This is a genomic window from Methylomusa anaerophila (assembly GCF_003966895.1).
In the GTDB taxonomy this organism is placed as follows: Bacteria; Bacillota; Negativicutes; order Sporomusales; family Sporomusaceae; genus Methylomusa; species Methylomusa anaerophila.
In genome coordinates this window covers 3,337,996-3,357,805 of the sequence record NZ_AP018449.1, presented here as the reverse complement: position 1 = coordinate 3,357,805, position 19,810 = coordinate 3,337,996, and the positions used below count along the sequence as shown (strand labels likewise).

Genomic DNA, 19,810 nt, shown 5'->3' with positions numbered 1-19,810 from the left:
GTTTGACATAGGCTTTTCATTTTTACTAAAAAACTTAATAGTGCTTAAAGATGTGCTTATATCTTATTACGGTATATTTGCGGCGTCTTCCTTCCTGTTATACTTTTTATTGGAAAATACTACTGAAGCGAACAAGATATATAGTCAAATGAAAGATGACGCTAAGAAAGATTTTTTAACCGGATTGAACAATGTCAGGCAATTTGACACGCTATTAAATAAAGCCATTAACGAAGCAAATGAAAGAAATGAAAATCTCTCGTTTCTTTTTATTGATGTTGATTTTTTTAAAAAAGTAAATGACACTTACGGGCATACTGAAGGAGATCTTGTCTTAAAACAACTAGGCGATATCATCAAAAATACTTGCCGGAGTTTTGATATTGTTTCCCGAAACGGAGGCGAGGAGTTTTCAGCTATACTTCTTGATTGCCCGTTAGATCGAGCTGTCAAAGTTGCTGAACGCGTTAGAAACAATATTGAGCATCATGGTTTTATTTTGAGCACTGGCCAAGAGATAAAAATGACTGTATCAATAGGCGTTTCGTCATATCCGGAAGATACATTAGATGCCGACAAGCTTGTAGAATACTCTGATATTGCTCTATATAATGCAAAAAGAGAAGGCAGAAATAATGTAAGCACAAAAAAATAGCGGCTGCATGAGGGTTTACGAACGTTATGGTCATGAGAGGGTTTGTCTGGAAAGTACGGTATTTAGCCTAAGCATAAATACAAAGGCATCAAGATTTGCTGTCCTGATGCCTTTGTATTTTCCTGTATGAAATTGTAATTTTGGAGGTCATTTCTCTCCAACGACCCTTTGTCATCTATGAAAACGGCCAAAAAAACGGGCCAAAATTTGCACTTTTTTGCTTCGATTTTTGTTCATTTTTGGCTTGCAAACCACAACATCTTGTGGTCAAAGTCTACTTTTTGTCCTCCGAACCACATTTCGTCATCATTATTATCGTTTCAACGTGATAAGTCTGGGGAAACATATCCACAGGCTGAATTTCCCGGGTAACATAATCTCCTTCCGCCAATATCGCCAGATCCCTGGCCAATGAGGCGGGGTTGCAAGAAACATAAACCATACGCTGTGGTTCCATGCGCATAAATGTCTCCAGCACCTTGCAGTCGCAGCCGGCGCGGGGAGGGTCGACGACAATAACCTGGGGCCTGATGCCTTGCCGGTACATTTTAGGCATTACATCCACAGCGTCCCCGACAATGAATTCTGCATTGCTGACGTTGTTGGCCGCCGCATTGCGTCGGGCGTCAAGAATAGCGGATTCGACGATTTCGATGCCGTAAACTTTTCCTGCATGCCTGGCTAGAAACAGCGTAATGGTTCCTGTGCCGCAGTAGGCGTCGATTACAGTTTCGCAGCCGGTTAGTCCGGCGTATTCTACGGCCTTGTTATACAGTTTTTCCGCCTGAATTGTGTTCACTTGAAAAAAGGATCCGGCTGATATCTCAAACGTGAATTCTCCCAGGCGGTCGGTTATGGCGTCTTGTCCCCATAATGTAATTGTTTTATCACCTAAAATAATATTAGTGCGTTTGTTGTTAATATTTTGGACAATGCTGACCAACCCGGGAATGGAATCATGCAAGCGATGAATTAAACGGGCTTGGCGCGGTATTGTTTCAGAAGCTGTCACTAACACTACCATGATTTCTCCTGTGGCGGTCCCGACTCTTCCTAATACATGTCTTACAACTCCTTGACCGGTGTGTTCATTGTAAGTGCTTATCCCTATTTCAGCGATTGCCGCTCTGACTTCCCTGGCGATAATGTTGTTGGCCTGATGCTGGATCAGGCAGTTGTCTGTGCCAATAATATCGTGGGTTCCGCGGGCGTAGCATCCCACAACAACCTGTCCGTCACTGGAACCAACGGGAAACTGCATCTTGTTACGGTAAAACCACGGATCGGCTGCGCCTATGGTTGGGTGTACGGTTACATCGGGCAGTTTGCCGATCCGGTTAACGGCGTCAAGCACCTGCTGGCGTTTGATTTCTAATTGGGCAGGATAACTTAAATGCTGAAGTTGACAGCCGCCGCATTGTTCGAAAATATGGCATTCCGGTACAATCCGGCTTGGTGACGGTGAATGAATGGCGGTAAGCTTGCCTACCGCGTAATTTTTTTTAACTGTAATAATCTTAACGGCTACGTTTTCCCGGGGTAAAGCTTGGGGAACAAAAACCGTAAAATCTTCGTACCGGCCTACACCTTCACCGCTATGGCCCATATTTACAATATCAATGGTATAAGTTTGCCCTGGAATCACCGGCGGCTGATTTTGTTTTGCCACAACGATCACCTTTCACGGCTATTGGAAAAAGGGCAGCATACCTGCCCTTTTTGCGATATTGTTATTCCTTTTCGCTTTCTTTGCCAAGTTTAATTAGTGTTTGGGTGTATTCCTGCAGTTTCTTGCTTACCAGATAATTTATCGTTCCAGGCGGATAGACTCCGTCCGGCCCCGACTCGCCGGCAGGTAAGCCGGTCAAGATTTCAATTCCGTCATCAATGGTTTTAACCGGATAAATATGGAATTGCCCTTCTCGAACCGCTTCGGTTACTTCGTCGTTTAATGCCAAATTAATTACATTCTGGTGGGGTATCATAACCCCCTGTTTACCGGTTAAGCCTTTAATTTTACATATTGCAAAGAAGCCTTCGATTTTTTCTGTCGCGCCGCCGATGGGCTGCACTTCTCCTTTTTGGTTAACCGATCCGGTCACGGCAATATACTGTCTGATCGGCGCTCCCGACAGGCTTGATAAAAGAGCATACAGTTCGGTACTGGATGCGCTGTCGCCGTCCACACCGTCATAGAGTTGTTCAAACGTTAAGCTGGCAGTCAGGGTGAGGGGATGTTTCTGGGCATATTTCTGGCCCAGATAGCCGCTTAATATGAGTATGCCTTTGGTATGACTGGTACCGCTGGTTTTCGTCTCCCGCTCAATGTTGACTACTCCGCGCTTACCCAGATAAGTGTTGGCGGTGATGCGGGACGGCTTGCCAAAGCTGTATTCGCCAACCGCGAGAACAGCCAAGCCGTTAACTTGCCCCACTTTTTCCCCTTCGGTGTCAATTAGCAAGTGACCTTCGGCAAACATCTCCTGCAGATGTTCTTCATATTTATTGGCGCGATACCGTTTTTCTTCGATCGCCTTTTTTATATGACCGGCTTTTACTGTCGGACTGTTGTCCATTGTGGCCCAAACATCAGCTTCGCAGAGGAGTTCCACAACATCATTAAAAAGGGTGGTCAGCTTATTCTGCGAACCGGTAAGCCGGGAACAATATTCTACTACCCGGGCAACTGCCGCCCGTTCGAAATGCTTCAGCTTTTGCCGATTGGCGGTAGAACTGATGAATCCGGCCAGTTTCTCGATGTTCGCTTTATTGTTCTCCATCACTATGTCGAAATCGGCATGGACCTTGAATAGCTTGCGAAAATCCTCATCATAATTGTACAGTAAATGATAAAGGTGAGGATTGCCGATGAGTATGACCTTAACATTGACAGGAATAGGCTGAGGCTTCAGGGAAGCCATAGCCAGCATGCCGTATTGCTCGCCTAAATTTTCGATTTGAAGGTTTTGGGTTTTCAAAACCCGTTTCAATGCTTCCCAGGCCCCTACATTTACCAGTACATCCCGGGCGTTTAAGATCAGGTACCCGCCATTGGCTTTATGCAAGGCCCCTGGCTTAATCATTGAATAGTCTGTGCTTACTGCCCCCATCCTGGTTTCATATTCAACCCTGCCCACCAAATTATAGTAGGTAGGATTGATTTCCACAACGACCGGAGCGCCTTTTCTTTCCCGATTATCAATAAGTAAATTCACTTTATATTTTTCTTTCGCATCTTGAACATTGCGTTTTAAAAAGAGTAGCGGATTATTTTCATCCTCGGCTTGAGGTTTAAAATCATTGATGTTTTTGACAACATCCTGTTTGATAGCCTCCAAATATTCCGCCACGGCAGCATAATCCTTATATTTTTCCTTTAACGCGTCAATCAAATGACCGGCGGCAAACAGCCCTACTTTGGTATCGAGTTGTTTCAATTCCTCCCGGACTTCCCTTTCCATCAATTGGATTTTACGGACAACTTCCATTCCTTTTTCATGGACGGCCAGCAATTTTTTTTCGATAAGGTCTTTCTTATCCTTATCCAATAGCTGGAAATCTTCCGGTGACAGTGTCTTTCCTTCAACAACCGGCAGGCCGACAAAGCCGGTGGAAGTCCATTGCGGCGAAACATCCTGCGACTCGGCATATTGAGTAAATTCCTCAACAATGAGCGATCGCTGCTCTTGGTATTGCTTGAGCAGATTTGCTTTGGCCTGCTCGTAGTCGTCGCTGTTAAATACTTTGGGAATATCTGTTTTTAAATCCTCAACCAGTTCCTGCATGTCTTTTTTAAATGTATAACCAATACCAGGCGGCAAAGACAACGCTATGGGCTGTCCCGGAGTTTCCAAATTGTTAACATAGCACCAATCATCAGGAACATTTTGCCGGCAGGCAACTTTACGCACCGCATCTTTGGCAAACGTAATTTTGCCTGTACCTACTAATCCGGAAATAAAAATATTATAGCCCCGATTCCTGGTAAACAGGCCAAACTCCACGGCTTTAACCGCTCGTTCCTGTCCAATCATACCTTTCAGCACAGGTATCGTCTCAGTGGTTTCAAAATTAAAAAAAGCCTCATCGCACGTGAAGCGGAGTTTCTCGACCGGCAGTTCCTGCCAATTGGTCATGAAATCAGTCCTCCCTTTTGGGTTTGAGGTTATGGTAAATTTACCCTAGATGTTCAAATGTTCGACCTTGAGTTTTGAAAATCCTTCCTGTTATACCAACGGTGCTCCCAGAAATACCATAATTATTTTGCTTGTGTTAATGAAAGAATGAGCCACTATCGAGGTAATCAGGGACCCGGACCAATAATACAGTAGTGCTAACCCCGCCCCTACTGCCACCATTTCTACCAACCAATAAGCATTAAAGTGAAACAAAGCAAATATACCGGCACTCATAAGTGTCCCTGCCCATAAGCCCCAACGGTCCTTTAATGGCAGAAAAGTAAATAACCGGTACAACATTTCTTCAGCCACCGGCGCTGCAACCCCAGCTAAAAATAAAGGGATTGCCAATTGCTGCCATGATACGGCTTTTTCTACCTGTTGGACCAGGGGATGCTGAGAAGGGCTGAGCATCAGTACCGTCGTATAGAGTCTTTCGCTAAACAAACTCACGCCTAGCAGCACCAGTCCGCCAGCCAACCCGCGAAGCACATTGCGGCCCGCATAACTAAAAGAAAGTCCAATATCCGGCAGCTTCGCCCCCGCGGCCCTAACTTGCCATAAAACGAGAGCTATTATTACAATCCGATCGATTAACTCAATTACCGGCGGGGACGCATTGAACAGCGGTGAATAGACGAAGCGTACAAAAAAGTATACGGCGGCGATACGCAAAAAATGAACAGATAACACTGCTTTTAATCCCCAAACTGCTTTTAATTTCGTATTTGACATATTCTGCTACCTCTTCGAGCGGGCTGTCAGTACCATTATGCGCGACTAAACTTTCTTTCATACAAGAAAACCCAAAGAGTTTTTAACAGAAGGAAAGTAAATTTTGGGGTTATGTATATAACATATTAAAAAATTTGACATCTGGTTTTAGGATTTTAACACAATACCTTGTTTTCCTCTAAACCATTCTTTAATACTGGAACTGCGACCGATAAAAAACACTCCTAACAAAACTAAAGCCAACCCCGCAAAGGACCATACTGACAACTGTTCAGTCAGCCAGTAGTACCCGGCAAACTGGGCAATGACCGGCGACACGTAAGTCCAGGTCGACGGCAACAGGGGGCCGGCCTTCCGTACCAGCCAATAGTATGATCCATGCCCGATTAATGAGCCGAATACAATCAGATATAACCAGGAAACATAAACGTCATTACTATAAGAAAACCGCCAGTCTTCCGTAGCTGCGGATAATCCAGTCAGCGCCAAACCGCCAACTATCATCTGCCAGCCATTAAGTACAAAGGGGTTAAGACCGGATTCCATTACTTTCCGTGATCGCATGGTTCCCAAAGCGCAGGTCACTTCCGACAGGAGGATAATGAAAATTGCCAATAAAGCCATTTCGCTTGATTCACCGTTTAAGGACGGGGCCAGGGCAATACTTACCCCGAAGAACGCCAGTATTAATCCACAGGCTTTAACCGCAGCAGCCTCCCTGCTGCCCTTTATATATTCCAGCAGAGCAATCAAGAGCGGCGACGTTGCTGACAAAAGTGCCGCCGCGCTGGAAGAAATAAACTGCTCCCCCCAGTAGAGACAGCCAAATAATATTGCAGTCATTGTCATGCCTATAAAAATAACATCGCCACCTTGCGCTCGCGTCAAAGCAACTTTTGCATTAGTCGCGCGAAATGCCGCAAGAATGATGGCGCCTGAAATAAAAAACCTTAAGGCTGCGAACAGAAACGGTGGAGCGCCCGCTTCCACACCAACTTTAATTGCCAGAAATGTGGTTCCGAAAATTACGCACATCAAACCGTAAACAAGATACATTATCTCAATTCCCCCTTTTTGTTATATAACAAATAATGTATAGTAATATTAAAACCATTATTTAACTATAACAGTCAAGGCTATTATATAACACAAGGAGGGGACATTGAGACTTTTGACCGTTTGCTGGACCAACTTGTCTGACGAAGACTTGCCAAAAGCGCTTGCTATTTTATGCGAACTGCTTAACGATGCCATTGGCAATACATAAACCATACGCGGCGCGGCAGGCTCTTCCGGTGCGCCTAGCTATGCTCGTTTTTGAACAGCCTGGGATTTGGCGACAAGCTGAAGCGGACGCACACAGGCGTCCGCTTTTTCATCATAAAAACGAAGGCTACATTCTTTCTTTTAACAGTTTGTTTACCAAATCCGGGTTCGCCCGGCCTTTGGTCTGTTTCATCACCTGTCCGACAAGGAAGCCGATAGCCCGGTCCTTACCGGCTTGGTAATCGGCCACCGATTGGGGGTTGGCCGCAATAACGGCCTCGACTATCGCAATGATGGCGCCTTCGTCGCTAATTTGGAGCAGTCCTTTTTCCTTAACAATGGTTTCAGCGTCTTTGCTGCTTTCCCACATATCCTCGAATACGGTTTTGGCGATTTTGCCGGAAATCGTACCTTTGTCAATTAAGCTAATGAGTCCGGCCAGATTTTCCGGACTTACCGGACACTCAGCAACGGAACAGGCAGCGGCATTCAAGTGCTTGGATACTTCTCCCATCAGCCAGTTGGCCGCCACTTTCGCTTCGGCGCCCTTCTTCACTATCTCGTCATAGTAGTCTGCCATTTCCCGGCTGGCGGTGATGGTTTCCGCGTCATATGAGGAAAGGCCGTAATTGGCCATTAGTCTGGCCTTTCGTGCATCCGGGAGTTCAGGCAGGCTGGCGCGGATGTCATCTACCCAGGCAGGATCAACCACTATGGGCACCAGGTCGGGTTCCGGGAAATAGCGGTAGTCATGGGCCTGTTCCTTACTCCGCAGGGACAGGGTGACTCCCCGGGCTTCATCCCAGGAACGGGTTTCCTGAATAATGCGGCCACCGTCATCCAATACTTCGGCTTGGCGTTCTTGCTCGTATTCCAACCCTCGCTGCACGGCGCGGAAAGAGTTCAGGTTTTTGATCTCCGCCTTGGTCCCCAGCGTGGTGGAACCTGCCGGACGCAGGGAAATATTAGCGTCACAGCGCAAGCTGCCTTCCTCCATCTTACAGTCGGATACGTCAATATATTGCAGAATGGATTTGAGTTTTTCCAGATAGGCTTTAGCTTCCTCCGGCGTGCGGATATCAGGTTCGGATACAATCTCGACCAGGGGAACGCCGGTCCGGTTGTAATCCACCAAAGCATAATCCGATTTGACAATGGTGCCGGCGTGTACCAGCTTGCCGGCATCCTCTTCCATATGTACCCGGGTAATGCCAATGCGTTTGGGTTCTCCGTTCACTTCGATTTCCAGGTAGCCGTTAACGGCAATCGGCAAGTCGTATTGAGAAGTTTGAAAGTTCTTGGGCAGATCGGGATAGTAATAATTTTTCCGGTCGAATTTACTGAATGGCAGGATGTTGCAGTTGAGAGCAAGACCTGCTCTGACAGCAAACTCTACTACTTTTTCGTTGATTACAGGCAGTACGCCCGGGAGGCCCAGGCAAACCGGGCACACATTGGTATTCTGCTCGGAACCGAACTTAGTGCTGCAGCCGCAGAAAATTTTCGACTGGGTTTTAAGCTCCGAATGGACTTCCAGTCCAATGACTGTTTCGTATTTCATAACTTACCGAACCTCCCCGACTGGCGCCAGGCGCGTATGGTAGTCGTTGATTTGTTCAAAGGCATAGGCCGTCCGGATTACCGTCATCTCGTCAAGGGGCTTGCCGATAATCTGCATACCGACCGGCAGCCCGTTGGCAAAGCCGCAGGGAACCGAAATACCCGGTACTCCTGCCAGATTGACGGGAATGGTGCAGACATCCTGGAGATACATTGCCAAGGGATCGTCAGCTTTTTCACCAATTTTGAACGCCTGCGTAGGCGCTGTGGGTGTAATCAGCACATCCACTTTTTCAAAAGCTTTGTCAAAATCTTGTTTGACCAGGGTACGAACCTTGAGCGCCTTTAGATAATAGGCGTCATAGTAGCCGGAACTTAAAGCATAGGTTCCAAGCATGATACGGCGCTTGACCTCCCTGCCGAAGCCTTCGCTCCGGGTCCGTTTGTACATGCTGACAATGTCGTTGCCTTCACCGCGGTAGCCGAAACCCACACCGTCATAACGGGCCAGATTGGAACTGGCTTCGGCTGGAGCGATGAGATAGTATGCCGATAAAGCATATTGAGTATGCGGCATGGATACTTCCTGATATTCCGCCCCGCAAGCTACCATCTGGTCGATAGCTTTGTATACGGCTTTTTCCACTTCCGGGTCCATGCCGGCAACAAAGTACTCCTTAGGCAAGCCGATTTTAAGACCTTTGATATCGTTGACAAGAGCCTGAGTATAATCCGGTACATCGGCTTTTATCGCGGTGGAGTCTTTGGGATCGTGTCCGGCAATGGCGTTCAGAACCAGGGCACAGTCGGTAACATCTCTGGTAATTGAACCAATTTGATCCAGAGATGACGCAAAGGCTACCAGCCCATACCGGGATACCCGCCCGTATGTTGGCTTTATGCCGACAAGGCCGCAATACGCGGACGGTTGGCGGATGGAACCGCCGGTATCCGAGCCTAAAGCCCAAATGGCCTCACCCGCTGCCACTGCCGCAGCCGAACCGCCGCTGGAACCCCCGGGTACCCTTGCAAGATCCCATGGATTACGGGATACGAAAAATCCGGAGTTTTCGGTTGAGCCGCCCATAGCAAACTCGTCCATGTTTGCTTTTCCAACCATAACAGTGTCTTCATTTGCCAGTTTTTCAATCACCGTAGCATTATAAGGTGGGATAAAATCAGTAAGAATCTTAGATGCACAAGTAGTTTTTATGCCTTTTGTGCACATGTTGTCTTTAATTGCGCCCGGAATCCCCGCCAATGGCGATATCTTCTCGCCTCTGGCGATTTTAGCGTCAACGGCTTCCGCCTGGGACAAAGCTGTTTCCCGGGTCTGAGTAATATAAGATTTAACCTTCTCCTCCACCGCGTCAATTCTCTGAAACACAGCTTTTACAATTTCCACGGCGGACAGTTCTTTATTGATTAGCTTGTCATGTAGGGCGTGAGCTGTTAAATGAAATAGATCCACTGGTTAACCTCCAATCTCTGTTCTTATCAAGTATTCAGAATTCAGGAGTCAGAATTCAGAATGCTTCGCGAACCGGTTTTTTTCTGACTTCTGACTCCTGGATGTTACCCTTCCATGATCTTCGGGACCTTGAAATACCCGTCTTCCGCCTCTGGCGCATTGGACAAAGCCGCTTCCCGTGGCAAAGAGGACTTTACCTCATCAGGACGCATAACATTTTTAAGCGGCAGCACGTGAGCCGTTGCTTCCACGTTCTCCGTATTCACCTTGTCCAGCACCTCGGCATATTCCAAGATGGCATTTAACTGAACGGTATACTGTTCCATTTCCGTTTCGTTCATCTCCAAGCGGGAAAGCAAAGCCACATTTTCCACATCTTCACGCGTAATCTTCATACTTTCAATTTCACCATCCACTAAAGAATTCTATCCAGATATTCAGGTATTCAGCAGTCAGAACGCAAAAACAATCGTCCGACGTAATTCTGACTCCTGAATACCAATATTATTCCATTATACCATGCTTGGCCAGCAATGGAAACATTAACGCAACGAGCCTGCAACGAGCCGCTTAAACTCTTCCTCATTAAGTACCGTAATTCCTAACTGAATTGCCTTGTCGAGCTTACTTCCCGCCTCGCTGCCGGCCACTACATAGTCGGTTTTTTTGCTAACCGCGGCAGAAACCTTGCCGCCCATATGTTCAATCAGGGTTTCGGCCTCTTTCCGGGGCATGGTTAAGGTACCGGTAAGAACAAAGGTTTTGCCGGTCAGTTGCTGCTCGCCGGTATCCGGTCGCTCTTCCGTCAGCTTGACTCCGGCGGCACGAAGTTTTTCAATAAACCGCAGATTCTTGCTATCAGCAAAGTAGGTTACGATACTTTCCGCGATTTTGGGACCGATTTCATCGATCGTCAGCAGATCATCCCTGGTAGCTGTTTTAATCGCATCGATATTGGCAAAATGTCTGCCCAGTATCTGCGAAGCCTTGGCTCCCACATAGCGGATACCCAACGCAAACAGTACCCTGGCCAGCCCCGCCTCTTTACTTTTGGCGATGGCCGCAACCAGATTCCAGGCAGACTTATCTCCCATACGTTCCATTTCCGCGAGAGTACTCGCTTCTAAGTGGTATAAATCGGCGGCGTCTTTAATCAATCCCCTGTCAAAGAGGGCGGTAATGACCGCCGGCCCTAATCCTTCGATGTTCATAGCGTCACGGGACACGAAGTGGATGAGACCTTCCCGCAGCAGCGCCGGACAATGGGGATTGACGCACTTATAAGCAACCTCACCGGGTTCCCGTACTACCGGGCCGCTGCAGTCCGGACAAAGCGCCGGCATGGTAAACTGCCGCTCATTGCCGGTACGCCGGGACGGAATTACAGCAATGACTTCGGGAATGATCTCTCCGGCCTTATGGATAATAACCGTATCGCCGATACGGATGTCTTTTTCGCTAATATAGTCGGCATTGTGCAAAGTCGCCTTACTCACCGTTGAACCGGCCAAGCGCACCGGCCGCAAAATAGCAGTGGGGGTAATAGCGCCGGTACGGCCAACACGGACAAATATATCTTCCACAACCGTTACAGCCTGTTCAGCCGGAAACTTGAAGGCAATGGCCCAGCGCGGCTCCTTGGCAGTCGATCCCAGTTGCTCCTGACTCTCAAGCCGGTTCACTTTGATTACCAGGCCGTCAATGTCATAACTCAGGTCAACCCGTTGTTCTTCCCAACTCCTACAGTATTCAATCACAGCATCCATATTATTAAAAACCCGGTAATGGGGGTTTATTTTAAACCCAAGTCGGCTTAATTCCTCCAAAGTTTGGGCGTGTGTCCCAACCTGGAATCCTTCCCGGACTCCCAGACCGTATACAAAGATGTCCAAAGCCCTGCCAGCCGTAATTTTAGGGTCAAGTTGGCGCAAGGAGCCGGCAGCGGCGTTACGAGGATTGGCCATTAACGGTTCGCCGGCGGCATCCCGCTCGGTGTTTAATCGGTCAAATTCTTTGCGCGGCATATACACTTCGCCCCTGACTTCCAAGAGTAAAGGTATGCCATTGCCATTGTCTCCCAATACAAGCGGAATTGCCCTAATTGTACGGATGTTGGTAGTTACATCCTCACCGTATGATCCGTCACCCCGGGTGGCCCCCCGGACAAGCCGGCCCTTTTCATAAATAAGGTTAATAGCCAGTCCGTCGATCTTAAGTTCTACAACATATTCCACCTGTCCGGCGCCTAGCCCGCTTTTCACCCTCGCGTCAAAAGCGCGAAGTTCTTCGGCGGAAAAAGCGTTTCCCAGACTCATCATCGGCGTCACATGAGCTATCCGCTCAAAACCTTCCGCCGGAGCGCCGCCAACGCGCTGGGTCGGTGAGTCGGGAGTAATTAACTCCGGATAGGCTGTCTCGATGTTAATCAATTGCCGGAGTAGACGGTCAAACTCGGTGTCACTAATCTCCGGGGAATCTAAGACATAATAGCGGTGATTATGATAATGAATCAGTTTTCGCAGGCGTTCGACTTCAGCTTGTGCGTTCTCGACTTTGATTGGAATTGTGTCTGCCATATTTTCCACCCTACTCCGTGTCGGCTATACTCTACTGATCGGCGCTATCTGGGCCAGCAGCTGCTTAATTCCCTGATTGGGAAAAGCAATCTTAAGTTCCTGGCTTGCACCCTTGCCTTTTACTTCCACAATTGTGCCGTTTCCCCATTTGGCATGATATACTTTTTCACCCGCCTTCCAATTCATTTCCCTGGGACGGGCGGGACTCGGCACAGGACTCTTGAGGACAGTCAACTCAGGCTTTTTATGCGGTGCCCGTGAAACTCCAGCGGTCGGGTTTAACTGATAATTGGATTGCGTTGGGCGTTGGTATGCCGGAAAGGCTGGCCGCGCCGGTGCAAACCGTTCCATCAGGTGGCTGGGAATCTCAGCCAGAAACCGGGAAGGAGAATACGTAACAGTATTACCATATATCATGCGCTGGCGGGCGTAACTGACATATAGCTTGCGCCTGGCTCGCGTAATTCCCACATAGCAAAGACGCCGCTCCTCTTCCACATCCCCTTCGTCCATCATGGTTCGGACATGGGGAAAAATACCTTCTTCCAGCCCGGCGAGGAAAACTATTGGAAACTCAAGGCCCTTAGCCGAGTGAAGAGTCATTAGCGTAACTCTTTCATCACCGGTCTGGGCTGTATCCGCATCGGTAACCAAGGCAACGTGACTTAGAAAATTTTCCAAATTATTTTCAACTTCACTGCCGGCAAATTCCTTGGCTACGCTTATAAATTCCTTTAAATTCTCAATACGTGCTTCAGCCTGCGGCGTATCTTCATTCTCAAGCTCGGCAAGATACCCGGTTTCTTTCATCACTTTTTCTACAATTTCCGCCACCAACATGGTATTTTGGTATGACATTAAGGTAAATATCAGTTCCGCCAATGATTCCAGCTGTCCTCGGGCTCTGGCGGTAAGACCCGGCACCAGGTCGGGATTGGATACGGCATCAAACAAGGCTACGTTATTGCCTGTTGCGTATTCCACAAGCTTACCGATAGTGGTATCGCCGATTCCCCGCCGCGGTACGTTGATTATACGCAGCAAACTTACTGCGTCGGCAGGATTAAATAAGACCCGCAAATAGGCTAATATGTCTTTTACTTCTTTACGATCATAGAATTTTAGCCCGCCCACCATAGTATAAGGAATGCCGTACTTTACCAATGATTCTTCAATTACCCGCGACTGAGCGTTTGTCCGATAGAGAACAGCCATGCCGCCATAAGACGTGTTATATACCGTATTCAGTCTGGTAATGGTATCAACGATATACCGGGCTTCATCCCGTTCGTCGTCGGCCATGTAGCAGGTAATTGGTTCGCCGGCTTCGTTTTCCGTCCAGAGAGATTTGGGTTTACGGTCAAGATTATTCTCAATGACTGCGTTGGCTGCATCTAAAATGTTCTGTGTGGACCTATAGTTCTGCTCCAACTTTATAACCTTAGCCTCCGGATAGTCAGCCTCAAAGTCCATAATATTTCGTATATTGGCGCCGCGCCAGGCATATATGCTCTGGTCCACATCACCCACGACACAAATGTTTCGATACTTTGCCGCCAGCATTTTTGCCAAAAGGTACTGAGCCTGGTTAGTATCTTGATATTCATCAATTAAAATATACTGAAACTTATTCTGGTATTTTTCCCTTATCGTGGCATTATATTCCAAAAGATCTACCGACAGCAGCAGCAAATCATCAAAATCCAAAGCATTATTGGCTTTCAGCTTATGCTGATAGAGTTTATAGACCTCAGCAACTTTGAGCGCATAAAAATTATCTGCCTGATTGGTGAAGCCCTGAACGGCCAATAAAGCATTTTTCGCGTTGGATATGGCTGCTTGTACCCCGTTGGGAGTAAATTGCTTGTCATCCAGGTTCAGTTCCTTCAGGCAATTCTTAATCAAGGCCTGGGAATCGGCAGCATCGTATATGACAAAATTCCGGTTATAGCCTCCCAAATATTCAATTTCCAGCCGTAAAAACTTAGCGCAAAAAGCGTGAAAAGTACTTAGCCAAATATCCTTAGCCACAGGACCTACCAGGGCGGCAACCCGCTCCTTCATCTCTGCGGCTGCTTTATTGGTGAAGGTAATAGCCAAAATATGGTACGGCGCAACTCCCTGCGATAAAAGATAGGCGATACGACTGGTTAAAACCCTGGTCTTCCCTGATCCTGCCCCCGCCAGCACCAGCAGCGGTCCGTTAATATGGGCAATTGCTTCCTGTTGAGCAGGATTCATCCGCTTAAATATGTTTTGCATGAGTTCCAGTATCCCCCAAATTTCCAATTATCAATATTAGTTATCCAGCAAAACTTTTACACCCTTTTGTACCATGGCTACACCTCTGTTGCCCAGAATTTCCACTGCCTGTTCAATATGTTCCTCGCTCACCTGGGCAGCAAGCCCTTCGCAAGACCCGCTCAGTTCCCGGGGAACAGGGACAAGTTCGGCCGGAATTCCTTCTCCCTTCAGAAGCTTTTTAGCCCGAAAAGCATGATAAACAGAAGGAAATGTAATCACATAGGCTGTCATATTAACTGCCTTTCCCGCTTGTCACGCGTGTCACTTTTGCATTAAAACTGCTTTGTTTAGAGATTTTTTTAATTTTTTTATTTTTATCTATGCAAATATTCGACATATTTCCTTAAACTCCTTTTGGTCAAATGGTAATATTTCCCTTGAAAGCAAGACCAATAATACGGAACACAAAAATTCCTGCTTCACTATGAAACCGACAGGAAAAACTGACGGCAAATCGAAAGTAACTATAAAAATGCCGATCCATTACTGAATCAAATTACGTTCTGAGGTGAAACTCATGTCTTATTTACAGGCTCTAACCGTTTTTCTCACGGTCGTGGAAGAAGGCAGCTTTTCTGCGGCAGCAAAAAAACTGGACCTTACCCAACCTACTATATCGTTTCATATTGACAACCTGGAGAAAAATTTTTCCTGTCCGTTTTTTATTCGGACTTCCAAGGGAGTTTCGCTGACACTTTATGGTGAAAAGTTATATGAAAGCACTCGTACCATCAACAATTTGGTTCAAAAGACTCAAAATCAAATAAAAAGCCTAATTGCCGGCACGGCCGGCCATATTATCATTGGCGCCAGCACCATCCCCAGCAACTATATATTGCCCCCTATCGCTGCCAAATTTCTCATCAGTAATCCCGCTATAAGAATATCAGTCCGTTCAGGAGACAGTCAAACCATTCTTTCCGCCTTTGAGAATGGTGAATTTCCCCTCGCGATAGTCGGAAAAAAGCCGCAAGAAAAGCTTGCCGGTCTTCCCCTTTGGACTGATGAATTAATACTCGTGGCTCATCCTGATTTTGCTAGAGGATTTTGCCGCAATTCCTTGGATTTATTAAAGCTTCCTTTTGTTATGCGCAAAGAATCTTCCGGTACCCGGAGTGTCGCAATGGAAGCACTTGCCTCCCATGACATCAGACCGGAACAACTCAAAGTCGTCATGGAAATTGACAGTAATGAAGCCTTAAAAGCCGCCGTCTTGCACAAGGTGGGCGTAGGTTTTATATCGAAATGGGCGGTTCACGACGAACTTGTCACAGGGAAACTGGTGGACCTTGCCATTCCCGAACAGAAAATAGTACGGCAGTTTTACGCCCTCTGCCACCAGCCGCTGCAGCCTGTATGTACCGAATCCTTCTGGAATTTTCTGCTTTCCCAAGCTTCCGAAGATACTTTAGGTACTTTGGGTACTTTGTGCCCAACATCATAATAACGAAAAGTTAATGGACATACTTTTTTATTCACTATAATTATTTATAATGAAAAATTACCCCTACTCTAAGCAAGTGGGGGTTTTATATTCGCCTTTACCAGAACGTATGTTCTGTAGTATAATAAAAACAAGGGCAAGTGGGAGTTGATGCATATGGATGTTTTTGATAAGCTGAAAATTTTAACCGCCGCGGCAAAATATGATGTGGCCTGCACTTCGAGTGGAGTGGATAAAAAGGCAACGGCCGGAGGAATTGGCAGCGCGGCCGCTTGTGGCATCTGCCACAGCTTTGCGGCCGACGGGCGCTGCGTTTCCCTGTTGAAAGTACTGATGACCAATGTTTGCGTTTATGATTGTAAATACTGCGTTAACCGCCGGTCAAACGACACGCCGCGGGCTTCCTTTACCCCGCGGGAATTAGCTGAGCTGACCATCAATTTTTATCGACGGAATTACATTGAGGGCCTTTTTTTAAGCTCCGGCGTGTTAAAAAATCCGGACTATACCTGCGAACAAATGATTGAGGCGCTGCATATCCTGCGGGAGGAATACCGCTTTTCCGGCTATATCCATGCCAAAGCCATCCCCGGAGCGGATAGTACACTGCTCACTCGCCTTGGTGTGCTGGCGGACCGGATGAGCGTAAATATTGAGCTGCCGTCTCAGAACAGTTTACGGCTCCTGGCGCCGGATAAGTCAAAACAATCCATTTTTGCACCCATGAGCTATATTCAAAGCCGGATACAAGAAAACTCACGCGACATAGTAAAGTATCGGCATGCACCTAAGTTCGTTCCCGCCGGCCAGAGCACACAGATGATAATCGGCGCTACTCCCGACACAGATCTTCAAATTTTAAATTTAGCGGAAGGTCTTTATAATAAATATAAATTGAAACGTGTTTTTTTCTCCGCCTATATGCCGGTAGCTGAAAATAGCCTCCTGCCAGCAGTAGATACAAAACCGCCCCTTTGGCGTGAACACCGGCTTTATCAGGCGGACTGGCTGCTAAGATTTTACGGTTTTGCCGCTAACGAGCTTCTTGACCAGCAGCATCAGAGTCTTAACCCTTATTTAGATCCTAAATGCAACTGGGCCCTCAATCATATGGATTTTTTCCCTGTGGATGTAAACCACTCTCCCTATCGCGACTTGCTGCGAGTACCAGGCATTGGCGTAACCAGCGCCAAACGGATTGTAACTGCCCGTCGTACAACGGCTCTTCACTTGGACGGCTTAAAAAACCTCGGGGTTGTCCTCAAGCGAGCGCAGTATTTTATCACCTGCGGCGGAAAAACAATAGACGGTATAAAAATTACCCAGAATGCTTTTCTCCGCTCTTTACTATCCGAAAAAACGCTGGCATTATATCATGCGGGTTTTTCCCTGCCGGCAGAACAGCTTTCTCTTTTTGATCAGCCGTCGATGCTGCCCTTATCACTGGAGGATATACGAAAATGCGTAACCAGTCCGATGTGATTTATCGCTATGATGGAAGTTTTGACGGATTATTGTGCTGTGTATTTGAAAGTTATGAAAAAAAAGAAATTCCGCTGGATATTCTTCTGGCGGGTGCATCCCAGCCCCTGCTCTTTTCCGTTAAAGAAATTCCGACTGATTTGCAAAAAGCAAACCGGGTATTGGCGTCCATTTCGCCCAAGATGGGGTTTTCAGCGCTAAATATTGTCCGACACGCTTTCTTAACTTGTCTTGCTCAAAAAGAGTTATACATCCTGCTATTCCTGCGGTTAGGATACCGCTGCGGGCCGTCTGTAATGAATATGCTGACCAATGATGTGGTGAATAGGCTCTTTAAAGCGGTAAACCATTTAAACAGGGAAAGTCATTTGTTAAAGGGCTTCCTGCGATTTTCCATTTTCAACAACGTTCTTGTGGGTGAAATTGCGCCGAAAAATTTCGTGCTGCCGCTGCTGGTGCAGCATTTTTGTGAGCGTTATCCGGAAGAGCGCTTTTTAATCCATGACAAAACATATGGCGTGGGACTGGTATATCAGCCGTACCGGTCGGCGATCATTCCGATTGGCTCTCTCGAATTGCCTGTAGTAGATGAGGAGGAGCAAACTTTTCGCGAACTATGGCAGCTGTTTTATGATACCATTGCGATCCAGGGCCGGTATAATCCGGAGTGCCGTATGAGCCACATGCCAAAACGTTACTGGAAATACATGACAGAATTTGGCCGCGCGCCAAAAAATATCCCGCCAAAGCTGCCCGGCTCTGCCGGGAAGTTATGGAACCTCCCGACGCATGAAAAACCCCTGATAAAATAAAACACTAACCGTTCTGAAAAAAATTAATTTTTTGGCAACCTCTGCTTCTCCCCGGTTTAATAACCGGGGATTTTGTTCTATACTAATTTGTTCTATACTAATTAGTATAGAACAATATTCAAATATTCACTCCCCCGACTTTTGAAATCAAGGGAGGATATAAAATGTGCTGCACAATTTGGGTATACAGATTATACGATACCGCCAACGCAATTAGCCTGGAAAAGGCTGAGTCCATACTTGCCGCCGGCAGTTCCGTTTCCCGCCTGCGTCTTACACGCGTATCCCCTAAGGCCATTGCCTTTAAAAATGCGCCTGTCACCGCTCAATTGGCGCCGCAACAGGTACCAATCGCCGGATATGCTTATTCTGCCGAAGTCCGGGCCAGGATCTATGATCTGGGAGTGATCAGCCTTATTTTCCGTATCACCCTACCGCCGGACACAACTTACGACCACCTGGTCAACCTGGCTGTGGATATTGATAATATTCCGGAAGAAATATTCCTGAGTGTGCTGGAATCAGTTGTAGCGGCAATTCGCCCGGCGATAATCGGCGAAAGGGCTCCCATAGTCGATGAAGACTTGGTAATTTATTACTTTCAGCAATGGAAAGACTGGGATATGGTACCGCTTCTTCTTGCCGAAAAAGAACCTGTTAGCCCTGAAACCCGCCGCGAAACCCTGGCAAACCGTTTCTCTTACGCCGAAGATTTTACTGTCATGGGCTGGGACAAAGCAGTGGTCTATGACCCGACCGGCAGCCCAGACATACCCGATTTACTGGAATTTGCCAATGCCCAGCTCCTGGAACTCCGTTACTACGATCACCTGCTGGACCGGGAAATTGATAAAATGTACGACGCCATCGCCGAGGCTGAACGGACTGCCGTTTACCGCCGGTTAGGAGAATACCGGCGCATTCGCCGCCAGGTTCTGGAACTCTTAGCCGACATCACTTCCATTACCAGTAAAATCCATAACTCGCTCAGAATAACAGAAGATGTGTTCTACGCCAGAGTTTACACCACCTATCTCCGCCTGGTGCGAATTCAAGACTGGGCAGCAAGCATTGACCAGCGTATTGAAGTCATTCAGCGCAGTTACAACCTGCTAACCGAGGAAGTTGTAACAAACCGGTCCGAACTTATGGAAGCTGCTATTATCTTAATAATCTTACTGGAGTTTGTAGTTTCGCTTTTTGAACTTTTTTAGTAGCGGCCTGAACTAGCCCCTCAAAATTAATACTATGTGTTTTTTGAACGTATTTGAACGTACCTATAAAGGTTACCTACTGCCACGAACTGCTTAGAAATCGTTAGATACCG

Annotated in this window: 15 protein-coding genes; 5 read left to right on the top strand and 10 right to left on the bottom strand. The window is 47.0% G+C overall.

All coding sequences use genetic code 11. The features are described from left to right. Positions 1-148: 148 nt before the first annotated feature. Positions 149-655, top strand: coding sequence for a GGDEF domain-containing protein (locus MAMMFC1_RS15165; protein WP_126309279.1), 507 nt, complete (start codon positions 149-151; stop codon positions 653-655). Between the two features lie 274 nt (positions 656-929). On the opposite strand, the gene rlmD is transcribed toward MAMMFC1_RS15165, so the two are convergent. The 10 genes from rlmD to MAMMFC1_RS15115 all read right to left on the bottom strand — a co-directional run bounded on the left by rlmD (position 930) and on the right by MAMMFC1_RS15115 (position 14,976). Continuing rightward, a complete protein-coding gene (rlmD, locus tag MAMMFC1_RS15160) occupies positions 930-2,333 on the bottom strand; it encodes a 23S rRNA (uracil(1939)-C(5))-methyltransferase RlmD (RefSeq protein WP_269471841.1) in 1,404 nt (467 codons plus the stop codon). A 52-nt stretch (positions 2,334-2,385) separates the two neighbouring features. Beyond that, a complete protein-coding gene (locus tag MAMMFC1_RS15155) occupies positions 2,386-4,791 on the bottom strand; it encodes a Lon protease family protein (protein WP_126309278.1) in 2,406 nt (801 codons plus the stop codon). Positions 4,792-4,881: 90 nt separating this feature from the next. Continuing rightward, positions 4,882-5,568, bottom strand: coding sequence for a CPBP family intramembrane glutamic endopeptidase (locus MAMMFC1_RS15150; RefSeq protein ID WP_126309277.1), 687 nt, complete (start codon positions 5,566-5,568; stop codon positions 4,882-4,884). Between the two features lie 147 nt (positions 5,569-5,715). Next, positions 5,716-6,624 carry a DMT family transporter gene (locus tag MAMMFC1_RS15145; protein WP_126309276.1) on the bottom strand — a complete coding sequence of 303 codons (909 nt, stop codon included), beginning with the start codon at positions 6,622-6,624 and terminating at the stop codon, positions 5,716-5,718. Between the two features lie 337 nt (positions 6,625-6,961). Further along, positions 6,962-8,395 (bottom strand): Asp-tRNA(Asn)/Glu-tRNA(Gln) amidotransferase subunit GatB, encoded by a 1,434-nt coding sequence (gene gatB, locus MAMMFC1_RS15140; protein ID WP_126309275.1) that lies wholly within the window; start codon positions 8,393-8,395, stop codon positions 6,962-6,964. Positions 8,396-8,398: 3 nt separating this feature from the next. Continuing rightward, a complete protein-coding gene (gene gatA / locus MAMMFC1_RS15135; protein ID WP_126309274.1) occupies positions 8,399-9,865 on the bottom strand; it encodes an Asp-tRNA(Asn)/Glu-tRNA(Gln) amidotransferase subunit GatA in 1,467 nt (488 codons plus the stop codon). A 104-nt stretch (positions 9,866-9,969) separates the two neighbouring features. Next, positions 9,970-10,260, bottom strand: coding sequence for an Asp-tRNA(Asn)/Glu-tRNA(Gln) amidotransferase subunit GatC (gatC, locus tag MAMMFC1_RS15130; protein WP_126309273.1), 291 nt, complete (start codon positions 10,258-10,260; stop codon positions 9,970-9,972). A 147-nt stretch (positions 10,261-10,407) separates the two neighbouring features. Further along, positions 10,408-12,441 carry an NAD-dependent DNA ligase LigA gene (gene ligA / locus MAMMFC1_RS15125; RefSeq protein WP_126309272.1) on the bottom strand — a complete coding sequence of 678 codons (2,034 nt, stop codon included), beginning with the start codon at positions 12,439-12,441 and terminating at the stop codon, positions 10,408-10,410. A 24-nt stretch (positions 12,442-12,465) separates the two neighbouring features. Further along, positions 12,466-14,703 carry a DNA helicase PcrA gene (gene pcrA, locus MAMMFC1_RS15120; RefSeq protein WP_126309271.1) on the bottom strand — a complete coding sequence of 746 codons (2,238 nt, stop codon included), beginning with the start codon at positions 14,701-14,703 and terminating at the stop codon, positions 12,466-12,468. A 36-nt stretch (positions 14,704-14,739) separates the two neighbouring features. Next, positions 14,740-14,976 carry a DUF3343 domain-containing protein gene (locus MAMMFC1_RS15115; protein WP_126309270.1) on the bottom strand — a complete coding sequence of 79 codons (237 nt, stop codon included), beginning with the start codon at positions 14,974-14,976 and terminating at the stop codon, positions 14,740-14,742. Between the two features lie 286 nt (positions 14,977-15,262). Between MAMMFC1_RS15115 and MAMMFC1_RS15110 the strand changes: the two genes are divergently transcribed. The 4 genes from MAMMFC1_RS15110 (at position 15,263) to MAMMFC1_RS15095 (ending at position 19,697) form a co-directional block, all read left to right on the top strand. After that, complete coding sequence (locus MAMMFC1_RS15110) at positions 15,263-16,189, top strand: LysR family transcriptional regulator (protein ID WP_126309269.1); 927 nt, start codon at positions 15,263-15,265, stop codon at positions 16,187-16,189. A 156-nt stretch (positions 16,190-16,345) separates the two neighbouring features. Beyond that, complete coding sequence (locus MAMMFC1_RS15105; protein WP_126309268.1) at positions 16,346-17,671, top strand: putative DNA modification/repair radical SAM protein; 1,326 nt, start codon at positions 16,346-16,348, stop codon at positions 17,669-17,671. Then, the gene (locus tag MAMMFC1_RS15100; RefSeq protein ID WP_126309267.1) at positions 17,650-18,483 is read left to right on the top strand and encodes a TIGR03915 family putative DNA repair protein; all 834 of its coding nucleotides are present in this window, start codon (positions 17,650-17,652) and stop codon (positions 18,481-18,483) included. Before MAMMFC1_RS15105 ends, MAMMFC1_RS15100 begins: the two co-directional genes overlap by 22 nt. Before the next feature lie 164 nt (positions 18,484-18,647). Continuing rightward, positions 18,648-19,697 carry a hypothetical protein gene (locus MAMMFC1_RS15095; protein WP_126309266.1) on the top strand — a complete coding sequence of 350 codons (1,050 nt, stop codon included), beginning with the start codon at positions 18,648-18,650 and terminating at the stop codon, positions 19,695-19,697. Positions 19,698-19,810 lie beyond the last annotated feature (113 nt).